General features: G+C 60.6%; 10 protein-coding genes and 1 pseudogene. 7 read left to right on the top strand and 4 right to left on the bottom strand.

From position 1 onward, the window contains the following. The first annotated feature begins 2 nt into the window (after positions 1–2). The 3 genes from hutG to HMPREF2807_RS07295 are packed head-to-tail and all read left to right on the top strand — an operon-like array spanning position 3 to position 4,510. The gene (gene hutG / locus HMPREF2807_RS07305) at positions 3–971 is read left to right on the top strand and encodes a formimidoylglutamase (RefSeq protein WP_070511502.1); all 969 of its coding nucleotides are present in this window, start codon (positions 3–5) and stop codon (positions 969–971) included. Positions 972–1,004: 33 nt separating this feature from the next. Beyond that, complete coding sequence (locus HMPREF2807_RS07300; RefSeq protein WP_049155150.1) at positions 1,005–1,397, top strand: (deoxy)nucleoside triphosphate pyrophosphohydrolase; 393 nt, start codon at positions 1,005–1,007, stop codon at positions 1,395–1,397. After that, the gene (locus HMPREF2807_RS07295) at positions 1,394–4,510 is read left to right on the top strand and encodes a DUF3427 domain-containing protein (RefSeq protein WP_070511500.1); all 3,117 of its coding nucleotides are present in this window, start codon (positions 1,394–1,396) and stop codon (positions 4,508–4,510) included. Before HMPREF2807_RS07300 ends, HMPREF2807_RS07295 begins: the two co-directional genes overlap by 4 nt. A 296-nt stretch (positions 4,511–4,806) precedes the next feature. On the opposite strand, the gene HMPREF2807_RS07290 is transcribed toward HMPREF2807_RS07295, so the two are convergent. Then, positions 4,807–6,042 carry an MFS transporter gene (locus HMPREF2807_RS07290; protein ID WP_070511498.1) on the bottom strand — a complete coding sequence of 412 codons (1,236 nt, stop codon included), beginning with the start codon at positions 6,040–6,042 and terminating at the stop codon, positions 4,807–4,809. Positions 6,043–6,148: 106 nt separating this feature from the next. On the opposite strand from HMPREF2807_RS07290, the gene HMPREF2807_RS14170 reads away from it, so the two are divergent. Continuing rightward, complete coding sequence (locus tag HMPREF2807_RS14170) at positions 6,149–6,676, top strand: hypothetical protein (protein WP_232751642.1); 528 nt, start codon at positions 6,149–6,151, stop codon at positions 6,674–6,676. Between the two features lie 50 nt (positions 6,677–6,726). Here HMPREF2807_RS14170 and HMPREF2807_RS07280 read toward each other — a convergent pair whose 3' ends face one another. The 3 genes from HMPREF2807_RS07280 to HMPREF2807_RS07270 form a co-directional block, all read right to left on the bottom strand. Next, the gene (locus HMPREF2807_RS07280) at positions 6,727–7,578 is read right to left on the bottom strand and encodes an ECF transporter S component (protein WP_070511494.1); all 852 of its coding nucleotides are present in this window, start codon (positions 7,576–7,578) and stop codon (positions 6,727–6,729) included. An 88-nt stretch (positions 7,579–7,666) separates the two neighbouring features. After that, entirely contained in the window at positions 7,667–8,524 is an 858-nt protein-coding gene (locus tag HMPREF2807_RS07275) for a DNA primase (RefSeq protein WP_070511492.1), read from the bottom strand. Between the two features lie 76 nt (positions 8,525–8,600). After that, positions 8,601–10,340, bottom strand: a complete 1,740-nt coding sequence (locus HMPREF2807_RS07270) for a carboxylesterase/lipase family protein (RefSeq protein WP_070511490.1) — start codon at positions 10,338–10,340, stop codon at positions 8,601–8,603. 115 nt (positions 10,341–10,455) lie between these two features. Here HMPREF2807_RS07270 and HMPREF2807_RS07265 point away from each other — a divergent pair, with 115 nt between their 5' ends. The 3 genes and pseudogenes from HMPREF2807_RS07265 to HMPREF2807_RS07255 all read left to right on the top strand — a co-directional run. Continuing rightward, entirely contained in the window at positions 10,456–11,223 is a 768-nt protein-coding gene (locus HMPREF2807_RS07265; RefSeq protein WP_070511487.1) for a hypothetical protein, read from the top strand. Between the two features lie 154 nt (positions 11,224–11,377). Continuing rightward, positions 11,378–15,121, top strand: a complete 3,744-nt coding sequence (locus HMPREF2807_RS07260; protein ID WP_070511486.1) for a multifunctional oxoglutarate decarboxylase/oxoglutarate dehydrogenase thiamine pyrophosphate-binding subunit/dihydrolipoyllysine-residue succinyltransferase subunit — start codon at positions 11,378–11,380, stop codon at positions 15,119–15,121. Positions 15,122–15,876: 755 nt separating this feature from the next. Further along, positions 15,877–16,592: pseudogene (locus tag HMPREF2807_RS07255) on the top strand (transposase); the annotation flags it as partial.

Genomic DNA, 16,592 nt, shown 5'->3' with positions numbered 1-16,592 from the left:
CCATGAACACCGTTGATGCCCCCGCCTACTCCCCTGCCCCCGAGTGGTCCGGCCGCTCCGACGGCCCGGGCCCTAAGCACGCGCGGTGGCACAGCGTGGTTCGCCCGCTAGACGTCGCCAAGCCCCAGGCAGAACCCGGCGTTGCACTCCTGGGCTTCGCCTCCGACGAGGGCGTTGAGCGCAACCATGGCCGCCCCGGCGCGGCTGCGGGCCCAGCTGCCCTGCGCGACGCCTTGGGTTCCCTGGCGCTGCACCATACGCACCCGCTGTACGACGCCGGCACGATCACCACCCAAGGCACCGACTTGGAGGCCGCCCACGAGCGTCTCTCCGATGCGGTGGAGACACTCTCACGCGCCGGGCATCTGCCCATCATCCTCGGCGGCGGCCACGAGACTGCCTTCGGCTCTCACAGCGGCGCCTTCCGCGCCCTAGGCCCGCTGCAGATCATCAACCTGGACGCGCACTTCGATCTCCGCACCGCCAACATGCCCACCTCCGGCACCCCGTTCAAACAGATTTCTGAGCTGGTCGGCCGCGAGGACTTCGACTATTCCGTCCTGGGAATCTCCCGCCCCAACAACACGCCGGTGCTTTTCGACGAAGCCTCCGCCCTCGGCGTCACCGTCGTCCTCGACGAGGAACTGCTCAACATGGACCGCACCCAGGTGCGCGACACCGTCGCGCGCATCTGCTCCGGCACGAAGCCCATTCACCTTTCCATCGACCTGGATGTCCTGCCTGCCGACCAGGCCCCTGGCGTCTCCGCCCCCGCCGGCCTCGGCGTGCCTGTGAACATCATCCGCGAACTAGCACTCGCCATCGCCGCCACGGGACGCCTCGCGCTTGTCGACGTCGTCGAGCTCAACCCCACCTTCGACACCGACGCCCACACCGCCAAGCTGGCTGCGCGGTTGATTGATGACATTGTGACGGCGCACTTTTCTGCTGCCGCGGACACGAATTCCTAGATAAGACCGGGGCCAGCCGGCATACTGGTCCCCATGAGTTCACCGATTCGCGTTGTCGGAGCCGTCTTCGCTAAGGGCAATCGATTCCTGGCCTGCCGCAAAGCCCCGGGAAAATCCCTAGCCGGCCAGTGGGAATTTCCGGGCGGCAAGATTGAACTCGGTGAAACACCCGAGCAGGCTCTCGCGCGTGAAATTAAGGAAGAGCTATCCGTGACGGCAACCGTGGGTGACAAGGTCACCACGACCGTCTATGAGTACGACTTCGCCACCATCGAGCTCACTACATTCCTGTGCACCATCGAGTCCGGCGACCTGGCTCTCAGTGATCACGATGCCTCTCGCTGGGTGTCCCCTTCCGAAGCGCAGGAACTCGACTGGGCTCCCGCAGACATCCCCGCCGTCAAGCTGCTTTCTTCGCGCCTATGAGTTCCGATTCTCTCCTGCCTTTCGGCATCTATGAAACCCCGGTCACCGCTCGTATCCAGGAGCGGATCGAGGAAACTAAGCAGGCTCGTCCCACGGCCGCAACGGGCATCGCCCATGAAACCATGAAAGACGTGAACCCTCGGTTCGCCGCGGCAGTGTCCCAGCATTTTGCCAAGGTCCTCGAGCAAAAGCTCACAGAGCTAAATAAGCCCGAGGAGCGCGTGGCCCTCATTAATGGACTCGCACAACCCCTCGGAGAAGATGAGTATATTTCTGCGGAACAGCTGCTCTATGCCATCTACAGCTCAGAGCTCGCAGAGGCTCCAGAGCTTCCCGAGGTCTCACTCAACGCCAGTGCTTTGTTCACCAACAGCGTGGACGACACCAATATGTCGGTCGAGATCGCCCGCGAGATCCGCACTGCGGACTCCGTCGATTTGCTGTGCGCTTTCATCAAGAGTTCGGGTATTGCGGTCATCAGCGATCAACTAGAGTACCTCAGGGATCATCAGATCCCGCTGCGCGTCATCACTTCGACGTATTGCGGAGCGACCGAAGCCGCCGCCGTGCGTCGTCTCGTGGAGGACTATGGCGCTGAGGTCCGGATTTGCTATGAGCACAAGACCACTCGCCTGCATGCCAAGGCCTGGCTCTTCCGCCGCCAGTCTGGCTTCGATACCGCGTTCATCGGTAGCTCAAATCTTTCGCGCTCGGCGCTTGTCGACGGCTGGGAATGGAACGTCCGCGGCTCACGCTCCTCCACTCCGGAGATCATCGAAAAGTTCATCAAGACCTTCGATAGCTACTGGTACGACACTCACTTCAAAGCCTTCGACCCCGAGGAAGACTACGACCGCCTCGTAAACGCGCTCGGCAGCGCCAAATTCCTCGAATCAAAGCCCGGCGAGAAGCTCGAGCTGTCAGGCCTTCGCGTTGAGCCCTACCCCTACCAGGAGGAGATGCTTGAAGCCCTAGAGTCCGAGCGCGAAGTTCACGATCGCCACCGCAACCTCCTCATTGCCGCTACCGGCACAGGCAAGACTGTTGTGGCAGCACTGGACTACCGCCGCTTATGCGAGAAGCAGGGGCGTAGGCCACGGTTACTGTTCATTGCTCACCGGCGCGAGATTCTTACCCAGGCCCAGCGAACCTACCGCGAGGTTCTTCGCACTTCTGGTTTTGGTGAGCTCCTCGTCAGCGGTGAGCAGCCAGCCGAGTGGGACCATGTCTTCGCCAGCATCCAGTCCCTGCATGGGAAGCGCCTAGCCCAGATTGCGCCGGATCACTTTGAAGTCGTCGTCATCGATGAGTTCCACCACGCCGAGGCTTCGACCTACCGGGCAGTGCTCGACTACCTGCAACCGCGCGAGCTCTTGGGGCTAACGGCCACACCGGAGCGCGGTGACGGCGAGAACGTGCAGAAGTATTTCGACTACCGCGTGGCACATGAACTTCGCCTCTGGGATGCGTTGCGCCTACAGCTCCTTGCCCCCTTGCACTACTACGGGGTGGACGATGACACGGACCTGACGAGTCTGACTTGGAACCGTGGGAAGAAGGACTACCAGACTGCGGAGCTCAGCGAGTTCTATATCAAGGCCGGTGAAAAGCGCACCAGGTTCATCATCAATGAGCTCAACCGCCGTATCTTCGACCTCTCCGACATGAAGGCCCTTGGCTTCTGCGTCTCCATCGCTCACGCCGAATACATGGCCGAGCAATTCAACCTTTTCGGCATCCCTGCCAAAGCGGTAAGCAGCAAGCTCAGTGTCGATGAGCGTCGACGCGCCATTGAGCAGCTTCGCGAAGGCACCATCAGCATCATCTTCGCGGTCGATATTTTCAACGAGGGCGTGGACATCCCCGAGGTCAACACGCTGCTGCTTCTGCGCCCGACGCAGAGCCCAGTGCTTTTCGTCCAACAGCTTGGCCGAGGTCTGCGCCTCAACGAAGGAAAGAACGCCTGCACCGTCTTTGATTTCTTAGGTGTCCAGCACGAAGAATTCGATTTCGAAGAGCGCTTCAAGGTCTTGACCGCCGCGCGCGGAAAGAACCTGGCCAAGGAGGTGGAGCAGGGCTTCCCCACTGCTCCACCAGGCTCCAACATCACTTTGGACCGCGTGACTACCGAGCGCGTCTTGAAGAACATCAAGCGCTTGGCCCGTAACTCGATCAAAAAGATCCGAGCACTCGTTACTGACTACGGCACGACCGATCTCGCTAGTTTCATTAATAGCTCGGGGGTTCCGGTGGAAGATATCTACCGCCGCAAGGGCATTACGTGGACCACGCTGCTGCGTGATGAAAAGCTGCTGCCCTCCGCCCCCGCGAATGAACACGAAGAGTTTCTTCTCAGCCGAATCCGCGTGCTACTGCACATCAATGATCCGAACCGCGTAGCGGCCTACAAACTTCTCATTTCTCCGGACGGGCCCAACGAGAAAGACATGACTCCCGAGCAAACTCGGTACGCCACCATGCTCGTATTGGCTCTGTGGGCAAATTCAAATACGACGGTGCCGGAATCGCTTGATGAGGCCCTGCGTATCATCCGGGCCTGTCCTTCCTTCGTCGCTGAGGTTACTCAGGTCATGCGGCTCACACTCGACCGGTCCCGCGTCATCCCGGAGAAATCAACGAATAGCGTCTTAGAAACTCACGCGGACTACAGCCTTGCCGAACTGGTCGGGGCGTTGGACGATGGCCCGTTGCGTAAGCTCGCGAATTTGCCACGTGAGGGCGTACGCCGCTTCGATGCTTCCAACACTGATCTCTTCCTCGTCACATTCCAGAAGGACGAAAACGTCAGTGCCTCGACGAACTACCGCGACTATCCGCTAGCACCAGATCGTTTGCATTGGGAGTCCCAATCCACCACATCCCTCAAGTCCGCAATGGCCCGACGTTACATCCACCACCACGAACTCAACGGCAACATCATCATCGCTACGCGTTTTACTAAGCGGAACAAGGTAGACACTGCGTCGGCATATACCTTCTTGGGCAATGTCGATTACGTCACGCACAGAGGCGAGAAACCCATCCAGTTTGAATGGAGTCTTCGTCGCGACATGCCCAAGCAGTTGTACGCAGCCGGACGCACTGTGGCTTAAGCCTCACTTAAAGTCAAGCTGTGAAGTTGACGTCGTTATCACCATAAATTAATATTTGCTTAGCAGATTAAGAAAAGATTAGTCTCTGATGCCTTTGTGCAGAAGTGTGGAGGACAGTCATGGGAGCCGCGAGCGAGCGTAGCCGGAAGGGGTGGAGCCGCCCTGATAACGGTTCTGGAACTTCCATCTATGGCTTTACGCGTTTTCGGGAGCGCAGCTTCAAGACTGGCACGACGCCTCGTTGGGCTGCGTGCAGCAAGAAAGTGCGCCGTACTCGCTAGATAGAGCCACGCCTATTAACGCCGTGGGCGGTAGCGGCGGCGCAGACCCCGCAGGATACCTTTCCTCTCCCCTAGGGTGTCGCGACCAAACATCCACGCCACAACACCTGCCACGGCGACAATCGCGCAGAAACCAAAGGCTGTCTCAAACCCGTACCTATCCGCCAGGAGACCGATGACGATGGGGCCCAGGATTTGCCCGAAATCGCCTGCCATCTGGAATGTCGACAGCACCTGGCCACCCGAGCGCTGGGAACCAACGATGTCTGCCACAGCCGCCTGCTGCGAAGGGGCGATAAGGCCCGAAGCCGCGCCGGACAGGGCGGAGAGGATGAGCAGGGAAACGATGTTCGTCGCCAAGCCCAGTGTTCCAACGAACAAGGCAGACCCCACGAGGCCCGCCACGATGAGTGGACGACGCCCCACGCGGTCGGACCAGGAGCCGGAGAATTGCAGGACGATGGCGTTGCCCGCAGCAAAGACCGCCAATGCGATACCCGACGCGGATGCGCCGTTGGCAAAAATCGCAGCGGCAAACAGCGGTAGGACGGCTACGCGCACGCCCATGTTGATCCAGCCTTGGGCGAAGTTTGACGTCAGCACTGCACGATAAGCAGTGTCCGCCCAGGCCTCCTCCAAGCGCATTGGCGGGAGGCTGCGTCGGCTCTCATCAGCCTTGGACACAGGCGGCATGAGGCTCCACACGACGAGCGCCGCAATCGCCACACCAACACCGTAGATAAAGAAGGGCCAGCGGAAGCCCAGGAAGGAGAGGCTCGCGCCAACGAGAGGGCCGATGACGTTACCGAGGAGGAAGGACGTGGCATAGGTGGCCGAACAGCGCCCGCGGATGCTGGGTGGGGCGAGGCGCACGATGAGCCCCATCGCCGCGACGGTGAACATCGTCGAACCAATACCGGCGATAGTGCGCAAGGCGAGGATCTGCCAGTACTCCTGCGCCACGCCCACGAGGCCGGTGGTAACTGCCACGGTAAGCAATCCCGTCACGTACACCCTGCGCGTACCTACGCGGTCGATGAGAAAGCCCGCAGCCGGGGCGAAGATGAGACGGCTGGCAGAAAAGACGGAGACAACCAGACCGGCCGCGGCCATCGAGACGTCAAAGCTGACGATGAACTGCGGCAGCAGCGGCGCGATGAGACCATAGCCTAAGGCGATGATGAACCCGGCGGTGACCATGACCCAGATTTCCCGCGGGATTTTAACCTGCGGTGCTGCAGTATTTTTCATATCGCCACTCACTGTAGCTCATCACGTCAAATGACCGAACGCCTGCTCGAACAACTGTTCGGATCTGTGTGCGGTGATGTCCGTGCCTACCCCTAGTGTGTGGGCCATGAAGAACTACAGCAGCATTCACCAGTCCGTTCAGTCCCCTTTCCCGGCCGACGTGAGTACGAGCGAACTCACCACTGAGATCCTCTACCACCACCATGAAACTCTTCGCTCCATCGAGAGCATCATCCGTCACCCACGCTCGCTTGCGCGACCCACTCCGCAATGGCGGCCACCATCCAAGGTGTTGCCACCAGTGGACATACAGGGCGGCGAATCACTACCGCTGACCTTTACTGTCTCGCGCCACCGCGTGGGTGAGCGCGCCAAGGCTCGCGTACTGGGCTACGGCGAAAGGCGCGTGCCGTCTTATCTCATTACGGTGCGCATCACCGACCCCACCGGCCGCCCGGTTTCCCCTTCGTTGGCGGAAGCATGGGTGCGGGCCTTAGTCCCAGAGGAGCTCGTCTCCGCAGTGCATGAGATTTCCAGCAGCAGCGCGGCCACGTTTGTGTGGCTGGTGGATAGCGCTTATACCCCGGTGCATTCACCACTCTCGCTCTTCGAAGGCTTCAGCCAGGCTGCGTAATGCGCTCCCTCCGCAGTGCATGAGGCTCAGTCTCGAGCGTTGTACGCCTGCTAGAAGTAGCGCTGCATGCGCTCGAAAAAGTTGCGGGGTGGCTCTTCTTCAAGCGAAAGCGAGAACCGATCCTCTGTTAGCACGCGGCCGAGAGCCGGGCGTGTCTCCGGGAAATCATAGAGGCGGCGGATCGCCCGCGGCGCCAAGCGAATGGAAAAGCAAACCACGAGCACCGTAAAAGTCTTATCAATGATGTCGGAGCTCAAGGTTTGCACTAGGACTGCCAGGCGCTCGTCGCGCAGGATCAGCTCCAGCAATGCCAGAAGTTGGAGGGGCCCTTGCTGCTCGTACTCAGTTGGAAGGAGCAAGGTCGACATAGCGGATAGTAGCCCGGCAACCACGCCTACCCCGGTTCCGGCGAGCATCATGGCCACCATCCGCTTGAACACTCCGCGGCGCGCTAGCCAACCAAACAGGTAAGCCACCACCACCGCGGTCGGCAGATAGACCAAGAGCAGCGGGTTGTTGATGCTGGCCAGGCACGCACTTAAAACTGACGTGCCGATTCCTAAGACGGGGCCGTAGACGATTGCGATAAACGCCGTGCCCATCATGTCGAGGTACAAGGGGATGTTGACGTTGAAAATCAGCGACGACAACAGTAGGTTCGCCGCCACCGCCAGCAGCGGGTTGACAAGCGCGTGGTTTCCCAAGGATCGCCATTGCGCAGCGATGAACAGCAGTGCTCCCAGCAAACTCAGGCACCATGCACCGGTTGATAAGGCGGAATCGAAGACAAAGCCTGTGTGGCCGTAGCTCGGGGCCAGCGTCAGAGCCCAAGCCAGGCACAAGCATGCTAGAGCGGATCCAACACACAGACGCTGGCTGTGCGATGCCTTGTTATCCGGCATTGGCTGCGGCTGCTCCTCTTCGAAGTCGAGAAATAATACCCGCTTACCCTACCGTAGAAGCTCGGTATCGTCTGATTAGTCTGACTCGTTATTCTTCTTCGACGTCTTCGACTTCGTCGTCGTAGTCCTCGTCCTCGTCATCATCGTCGTCGAAGAGAACGTCGTCCTCATCCTCATCGTCGGCGCCGAAGATGTCATAGACCTCCGGCTCGTCGAAGTCGGAGTCATCGATGCTCACCAGTTGAGCTTCCCAATCCAGGGCTTGATCGGAGACGAGGCTCAGGACGTCAAAGAGGCGGTCGAAGTCAGTGTAGGTTCCCAGCTCGAGGGCCTCGGCGGGAACCTCGATGATGGGGGCTAGCCCGCCGTCTTCGTCTTCCGCGGAGCCGAACAGGGCGACGCGCGCTTCCTCGCTCATGTCCTCGGAGGCCTCGGCCTCCCAAAGCTTGCTGATCGCTTCGTCTTCCAGCTCGTCGAGCTCTTCCTCATCAAAGTCGAAGGAGAGGAAACGCACGACCGCGCTCGGGACGCCGTCGATGGTCTCCACCAGCACGCGCAGCTCCGAGTCGTTGGCTACCTCCGCCACGACGAGGTTCGGATTGAACTCATCCTGAAGAAACTCCAGCTCAGCAATGCGTTCATCGGTGCCCTCCAGCAGGTCACGCAGCACCGTCACCACTTGGTCGGTGGCAATGTGACGCGACACGGCCTCAACTGCATCCTCGACGGAGAACGCCACGGACACTAAAACGGCCTCGAAGTCTTCATCATCTTCATCCACATCGGCCGCGGCAATGTAGACGTTGGCCGCCGGCAGGATGGGGTCAATTTCCACAAACTGGATTTCCAAATCGGAGGTGATGGGCACGAACATCACATCGTCGTTGACGCGGGACTCAATGCCCTCCCCGTCCAGCGCAGAGGCGATATCTTCAAAAAAGCTCATGTGATTAACATCCGTCCATGTGGGAGTCTCACCCGGGCTGCTGCCAAGGCCCCACACATCTTACCTGCGATCCCCATCAATAGCTCTCCTCATTGAGCAGGAATCCCAGTTCCTTCAGAATCTCCGGGCGCCCAGTGCCCCACTCCAACATGTCGTAGGCCTCCCATGCTTGGCGACGCCCCTCCATCGGCGCCTCCTCCACGCGCGGCTCCACATCGAAAACCATGGTCGAGCGCTCTGGGGCTGTGTACTGCGGCCAGTCCTCTCTCGGAGCCCCGCCCCGGATGAATTCGCCCCATTGCGTCTGCATGGCCCCGGTTACGTTCTCCATTTCCGAAGGCTTGGCGATGGTGTTCAGGAAGGAGACGCGCGACGCTCCTGGGTCGCCAAAAATATTGGAGAGCTCCATCGAGTGCATCGCCCCCAACCCCAACCAGCGCAGTGCTGCCGGCGCGAAGTCGAAACGGTACATCCACGTCGGATAGCGCCGTGCGTGTTCGGAGGCCACGCGGACGGTGGGGGCCCAGAAGAGGGCGTCGGTCAGCAGGTCCCCAAAGTCGCGGCGTGAGACCGCACCGCCGTATGCCGCGATGACATCCGGCGCGCTCTCCGGATCGAAAGAGGCTAGCAGCCGCAGGGCCGCGCGCTCCCGGGCACTCTGGCGTTGGAAGAGGAACTTTCCAAAGCTGGCCTCACCGGAGTTGGTTCCCACCAGCAGCGGCACTGGGTGTTGGTTGCCGTCCTCAAAGGCTTCGATGGGATGTTGCGGGATGAGGTCACCGTCGACAGTCGGCGCGTAGCAGGAATTCAGGTACAGCAACTCGCCCGCGCGCCACATCATGGACTGTCCGGAGCGCACCAAGTCCGCGAAATCTTCGCGGCGGAGATCATCCGCTGTGGTATCGCGCGGCAAAGCCATCTTGTGAACCAGCTCGCGGGCCCAAAACACCGACTGCGCACGCGAATGAATCATGCCTATCGGCGGCGACTGCGCAATCGCGCGGTGGAAGAGCCCTTCTGCACGCGGCACCGCCATGAGTGTCAGGACCGCTGCGCCGCCGGCGGATTCGCCCATGAGCGTGACGTTGTCTGGGTCCCCACCGAAGGCAGCGATATTCTCGCGCACCCACTCCAACGCTAAGACCTGATCCGCCACAGCCGGGTTGGCACAGGCCTCTCCGCCCAAGCTGCGGACATCAAGGTAGCCCAAGGCGCCTAAGCGGAAATTCACCGAAACATAGACCACGTCCATCTGGGCTGCGAACTCGAAGCCGCGCAACATCAGCATGTGGGAGGAGCCGACGATAAAACTGCCGCCGTGCAGATACACCACGACGGGCAGCTTCTCCCCTGCCATAGAAGTCGCCGGAGCCCCAGAACTCGCCAAAGTGTCCGAGGGGACGCTGCGGTGTGGGCGGACAATATCGAGGGTCAAGCAATCTTCCGCGCCTTCGATGCGATCCGTCCAGGAATAGACCGGTTGCGGGGCCACGTGCCCGAACTCGCGACAATCCCGGATCCCTTCCCACGCCGGGGCAGGCCGCGGCTCCATGAAACGGTTGGCCCCAGACGTATCAGCGCCGAAAGGGATGCCACGCCACGAGCGCACCGGCGCAGAAATCGGGCGGTCCGGGCGCAAATCTTCCTCAATGCAACCGCGCACCCAACCTCCTGTGGTGAGTACCGTGAGGTCGTCGGCAAGCGCGGTGCGTGCCGCCTCCTGCGCGGCGCGGGCACGGGCATGCAGGGATTCGGCAAGCAAGCGCGCCGCTGCTGCGCCGACCTCACGCGAGGGGGAAGGCTCAAACTCGCTCATGCCTCTTACCCTAATGCGCTAACCTGCTGGCGCGCTGAATAAAACGTTTTCGATACGGTGGTAAACATACAGTTCAGATTCACAATCAGATTTAGTTAAAAAGTTAGGTGAGACAATGTTGGACAAAGTCTTTAGCAAGGAGAAAAAGGGCAAGGACATTAGTCGCCAGGAAGCATCGGTCGATCAGGCCGGCTCCGCAAAGGCTGTCGGAACCTTGGAGGTGGATGAGGCTAACCGCATTACGAAGGGATTCCTGGGGGCCATCGATAAAATCGTTTCTGTCCAGTCCTCCGTCATCATCAACTACGTCGAGGGCCTAAAGAAGCGCAACCCCGACGCCAGACCGGCGGAGCTCCAGGAGCTCATTGACAAGCACTTCATGAACATCATCACCGGCACGGGTGCCGCTGCCGGCGCATCCGCGGCTATCCCCGGCATCGGCCTGGTCACCGGCGCGGCCACAATTGGTGCGGAATCCTTGGTGTTCCTCGAGGCCGCTGCCTGGTACATCCTGGCCTCCGCGCACCTGCGCGGTGACAACATCCGGGATAAGGAGCGCCGCCGCGCGCTGGTCTTGGTGGTGCTCACCGGTTCCCAAGGCAGCGCGTTGGTCGATACCTTCGTGGGTGATGCAACCTCGCTGTCCGGCGTCACCTCCGCTGCTACCCTCTCGCGCTTTTCCGGCCCCACCCTCAGCGGCCTCAACGGACGCCTGACCAAGCTGTTTATGAAGCAGGCCACCAAGAAGCTCAAGTGGGCGTGGGTGTCCAAACTGCTGCCGATGGGTGTAGGCGCGGTGCTGGGAACAACCGCCAACCGTAAATTGGGCCGCCAAGTAATCAACCATGCGGGCACCCAACTCTCCCCCCTGCAGGGGGAATAAAAAGGGGCGAAACCCGCTCAGGTTAGTGAGCAAACTTACAAGGTCCGTATCATAAGGGGAGACACTTTTCGGGGTGCCTTTCGCACCCGTGGATTGGCCTACTAGAGTCGAATAAAGACAAACTTAGAAGCACAGAAAGAGGCGAGCATCTGCCGTGAGCAACTCGAGCATCTATGGCCCGAATGCGTGGCTGATTGACGAACAGTTTCAGCAGTACTCCAAGGACCCGAACTCCGTAGACAAGGAGTGGCGCGAGTATTTTGAGGCCAACGGAGCACCGAAGTCGGCCGCACAGTCCAAGGCTGCGAACGCTCAATCCAGCACCCCCACCAAGAAAAAGGACGCGGCACAGGCCGCGCCGAAGAAGACCCAGGCTGAGGAGAAGTCTTCCGCTGTTCCAGGCGCTAAGGCACCGAGCGATTCCAAGGCTTCCGCCGCATCCAAGAAGGACGCGAAAAAGACGGAGAAGAAGTCCGAGTCCCCGCTGGACCGCATCAAGGAGGCACCGGAGCCGGGCTCCCGCGTGCTCAAGGGCATGTTCAAGGCAATCGCCAAGAACATGGATGAGTCCTTGGAAATTCCCACCGCTACCACCGTGCGCGACATCCCGGTCAAGCTCATGTGGGAAAACCGCGCGATGATCAACGATCACCTCAAGCGCACCCGCGGCGGCAAGATCTCCTTCACCCACATCCTAGGCTACGCGCTGGTCAAGGCCGTGCAGATCCACCCGGACATGAACGTGCGCTACGAAAACCAGGACGGCAAGCCCACCGTCGTCCAGCCGGAGCACGTCAACCTGGGCCTAGCCATCGACCTTCCGCAGAAGGATGGCTCCCGCGCCCTCGTCGTGGCCGCCATCAAGGAAGCGGAGAACAAGACCTTCTCCGAGTTCATCGATGCCTACCAGGACATCGTTGACCGCTCCCGCAAGAACAAGCTGACGATGGACGACTTCTCCGGAGTCACCATCAACCTGACCAACCCGGGCGGCATCGGCACCCGCCACTCCATCGCCCGCCTGACCAAGGGCTCCGGCTCCATCATCGGTGTGGGTTCCATGGATTACCCGGCCGAGTTCGCCGGTACCTCCGCCGACCGCTTGGCAGACCTCGGCGTCGGCCGCCTGGTTACCCTGACCTCCACCTACGACCACCGTGTCATTCAGGGCGCGGAGTCCGGTGAGTTCCTGCGCACCGTGGGCCAGCTGATTCTGGATGATGCCTTCTGGGATGAGCTCTTCGAATCGATGGGCGTTCCCTACCAGCCCTTCCGCTGGGCTGCCGACGTCCCCAACACGGGCGTCGACAAGAACACGCGCGTCATGCAGTACATCGAGGCCTACCGCTCCCGTGGCCACCTGCTCGCGGACATCAACCCGCTGGGTTGGAAGCAACCGGGCCTGCCCTGGCCGGATCACCGCGACTTGGACCTGGCTACCCACGGCCTGACCATCTGGGACCTGGACCGCACCTTCAACGTCGGCGGTTTCGGCGGCAAGGAGACCATGACGCTGCGTGAGGTGGTCAGCCGCTTGCGCGCCGCCTACACCCTCAAGGTTGGCTCCGAGTACGCCCACATCCTGGACCGCGATGAGCGCGGCTGGCTGCAGGAGCAGATTGAGGCCGGTATGCCGAAGCCGACCAACTCCGAGCAGAAGTACATCCTGCAGAAGGTCAACGCCGCTGAGGCATTCGAGAACTTCCTGCAGACCAAGTACGTGGGACAGAAGCGCTTCTCCCTGGAGGGTGCTGAGTCCCTCATTGCCCTCCTGGATTCCATCGTGGACACCGCCGCTGGCCAGGACCTCGACGAAGTTGTCATCGGCATGCCGCACCGCGGCCGCCTCAACGTGCTCTTCAACATCGTGGGCAAGCCGTTGGCGGATATCTTCGGCGAGTTCGATGGCAACTACAAGGGCGGCCAGATGGGCGGCTCCGGTGACGTGAAGTACCACCTGGGCGCTGAGGGCGAGCACCTGCAGATGTTCGGTGACGGCGAAATCAAGGTCACCTTGGCCGCTAACCCGTCTCACCTCGAGGCTGTTGACCCGGTCATGGAAGGTATCGCACGCGCCAAGCAGGACATCCTGGACAAGGGTGCCGGTGCACACACCGTGGTGCCGATCATGCTCCACGGCGATGCTTCCTTCACCGGCCTGGGCGTGGTCCAGGAGACCATCAACCTTTCACAGCTGCGCGGCTACACCACCGGCGGCACCGTCCACGTTGTGGTCAACAACCAGGTGGGCTTCACCACCACCCCGGACTCCGGCCGCTCCACGCACTACGCCACCGACCTGGCTAAGGGCTTCGACTGCCCGGTCTTCCACGTCAACGGCGACAACCCGGAGGCTGTTGTCTGGGTGGGCAAGCTCGCTACCGAGTACCGCCGTCGCTTTGGCAAGGACGTTTTCATTGACCTCGTGTGCTACCGCCTGCGCGGCCACAACGAGGCCGATGACCCGTCCATGACCCAGCCGCTGCTGTACGACATCATCGATGACCACAAGTCCGTTCGTGAGCGCTACACCGAGGAGCTCATCGGCCGTGGTGACCTCTCCGATGAAGAGGCAGAGGCAGCTGCGCGCGACTTCCACGATCAGATGGAGTCCGTCTTCGCCGACCACAAGAAGGCTGAAGAGGCTGGCCCGAAGGAACAGACCGGTATCACCTCCTCCCAGGAGCTGACCCGTGGTCTGGACACCTCCATCACTGCCGAGGAGATCGCCGAGATTGGTGACGCCTACGGCACCCCTCCGGAGGGCTTCGAGTACCACAAGCGTGTGGCCAAGGTGGCTAAGGACCGCCAGAAGTCTGCTCGCGAGGGCGGCATCGACTGGGGCTGGGGCGAGCTCATCGCCTTCGGTTCCCTGGCTAACGCCGGCAAGGTCGTGCGTCTGGCCGGTGAGGATTCCCGCCGCGGTACCTTCACCCAGCGCCACGCTGTGGCCTTCGACCCGCGCACGGGCAACGAGTACAACCCGGTTGCCCGCCTGGCTGAGTCCAAGGGCAATGGCGGCAAGTTCATGGTCTACAACTCCGCGCTGACCGAGTTCGCTGGCATGGGCTACGAGTACGGCTACACCGTGGGTAACCCGGATGCTGTCGTGGCTTGGGAGGCACAGTTCGGTGACTTCGCCAACGGTGCGCAGACCATCATCGATGAGTACGTCTCCTCCGGTGAGGCCAAGTGGGGCCAGCTCTCCAGCCTGATCCTGCTGCTGCCGCACGGCTACGAAGGCCAGGGCCCGGACCACTCCTCCGCCCGCATTGAGCGCTTCCTGCAGCTATGTGCTGAGGGCTCCATGACCGTGGCCCAGCCGTCTACCCCGGCTAACCACTTCCACCTGCTGCGCCGCCAGGCACTCGGTGAGATGAAGCGCCCGCTGGTGGTCTTCACCCCGAAGTCCATGCTGCGTAACAAGGCCGCGACCTCCTCCGTGGAGGACTTCACTGAGGTCAAGAAGTTCCAGTCCGTCATCAACGATCCGAACTACGTTGACATCAACGGCAAGAAGGTCGGCGATACCGACAAGGTCAAGACCATCATGCTGGTCTCCGGCAAGCTCTACTGGGAGCTGGCCAAGAAGAAGGAAGCCGATGGCCGCGACGACATCGCCATCGTGCGCGTGGAGATGCTCCACCCGATTCCGTTCAACCGCCTGCGTGAGGCTTTCGAGGCCTACCCGAACGCAACGCAGATTCGCTTCGTGCAGGACGAGCCGGCCAACCAGGGCCCGTGGCCGTTCTACAACGAGCACCTGCGCGACCTCATCCCGGATATGCCGGAGATGGTCCGCGTCTCCCGCCGCTCGCAGTCCTCGACTGCTACCGGTAACGCGAAGGTTCACCAGATTGAGCAGAAGAACCTGCTGGAGGAAGCCTTCGACGTCTAAAGGCGCTTAAGCCCCAGGCGCTGGCACACAGCACAGCGACGCTAGCAAGGCCCCGGCCACCACGAACTCACTACGAGCGTGGTGGCCGGGGCTTTTTATTTCGCTAGAAAGAGAGCCCTACGGCTCCAAGCCAGCCGGACCGCCGCAGGGGCTCCACAACGACCTCGCGCGTAAGTGCAGTGTTGCACTCTCCAGTGTCATATCGACCAACCAGTCCCCCGCGACCATGACCACGCTCCTCCCCTTCGCGCTCACCGTGGAACCCCAATCAGCCTCCCGACGCACCCCAGTGAGCGCGAAGGAAGGCTTGCATGACAGGCGACGTCATTGGTGGCTTCTTTGACGACGAATACCGGGACGGGATGCCACAGGTGAAGCAACAAAGGTCGCGAATACTGTCGCACGTAACGACGCGCGCCGCTAGTTAAGCCGTTTCTGAGGTGAGCGAACGACGTCACCGGGTCAATCAAGACGGTATCCGCCGTTTCCCTGCCGCACAGTCTGGGCTCTGCCCTAATACACCGCATTGGCTCTCAACAACGAAATCGAACCACCGCAATGAACTAGGCAAAAGAGAAACGCCCGAGCTTATGCTCGGGCGTTTCATTCACGGCTTAGTAAACCGTGTCCTGACTTGGCTCACGGTTAGGTGATGAAGGTCACCCTTGACATTGTGGCCTGGAGGTTTGGTGTTGTGGCGGTTATTTTTTCGGCACTAAGCGGGTATCGGCGGGGGTAGCCGGGAGTCTGATTTTGTGAGTCCATACATTCGCACTGTCAAGACCGCTTCCGGGGCGACGGCAGTTCAGGTGGTGTGGTCTGAGCATCGAGGGTCGAAAAAGCTTCAACAGGTCGGATCAGGACACTCACCTGATCAAGTTGAGCAGCTTAAAGCCCAGGCCCGGCGTCTTATTGATGCAGATCAACTCACCCTTGATCTTGGAGTAGAGCCTTCAGCAAGCAGGGGAACCGCTGATGACCCGGTGCCGGTGACAGCACAGCGAGCTGGTTACTTGTTGGACTGTATTGATGCGTGTTTCAACGAGTTAGGTCTTGCTGTAGCAACTGGTGATGATCAGGTGTTTCGGGATCTGGTGCGCGCTCGGTTGATTAATCCTGGTTCGAAGTTTGATTCGATTGAAACCCTGGCTGAAGTTGGGGTGACAAGCGCAAGCTACGCCACGATTAAACGCCGACTACCTGGCTTTGCTACAGATGCCTTCGGCGAAGGATTAACCCAAGTGCTGGCGCATCATGCAGGTATCGGTCCAGGCACATTCATCTTGTACGACGTGACCACCTTGTACTTCGAAACCGATACTCCTGATGAGCTTCGCAAACCCGGATTTTCCAAAGAGCGCCGTATAGAGCCGCAAATCCTTGTCGGGCTGCTTACTGATGCCACTGGTTTTCCACTACATGTTGGAGCGTTTGCCGGAAACTCGGCAGAAACCCACACGATGCTGCCGAT

Origin of the sequence: Corynebacterium sp. HMSC074A09 (assembly GCF_001811545.1) — a bacterium.
GTDB lineage: Bacteria > Actinomycetota > Actinomycetes > Mycobacteriales > Mycobacteriaceae > Corynebacterium > Corynebacterium hiratae.
Note: the sequence above shows the minus strand (reverse complement) of the source record. Positions and strands in the feature narration are given on the sequence as shown.

What these genes read in the sequence shown, in the direction of transcription:
- HMPREF2807_RS07275 (WP_070511492.1), bottom strand. Translation starts at nt 8,524, where the DNA reads ATGAGCTTTTTTGAAGATATCGCCTCTGCGCTGGACGGGGAGGGCATT.
- HMPREF2807_RS14170 (WP_232751642.1), top strand. Translation starts at nt 6,149, where the DNA reads ATGAAGAACTACAGCAGCATTCACCAGTCCGTTCAGTCCCCTTTCCCG.
- HMPREF2807_RS07265 (WP_070511487.1), top strand. Translation starts at nt 10,456, where the DNA reads ATGTTGGACAAAGTCTTTAGCAAGGAGAAAAAGGGCAAGGACATTAGT.
- HMPREF2807_RS07280 (WP_070511494.1), bottom strand. Translation starts at nt 7,578, where the DNA reads ATGCCGGATAACAAGGCATCGCACAGCCAGCGTCTGTGTGTTGGATCC.
- HMPREF2807_RS07290 (WP_070511498.1), bottom strand. Translation starts at nt 6,042, where the DNA reads ATGAAAAATACTGCAGCACCGCAGGTTAAAATCCCGCGGGAAATCTGG.
- HMPREF2807_RS07295 (WP_070511500.1), top strand. Translation starts at nt 1,394, where the DNA reads ATGAGTTCCGATTCTCTCCTGCCTTTCGGCATCTATGAAACCCCGGTC.
- HMPREF2807_RS07270 (WP_070511490.1), bottom strand. Translation starts at nt 10,340, where the DNA reads ATGAGCGAGTTTGAGCCTTCCCCCTCGCGTGAGGTCGGCGCAGCAGCG.
- hutG (WP_070511502.1), top strand. Translation starts at nt 3, where the DNA reads ATGAACACCGTTGATGCCCCCGCCTACTCCCCTGCCCCCGAGTGGTCC.
- HMPREF2807_RS07300 (WP_049155150.1), top strand. Translation starts at nt 1,005, where the DNA reads ATGAGTTCACCGATTCGCGTTGTCGGAGCCGTCTTCGCTAAGGGCAAT.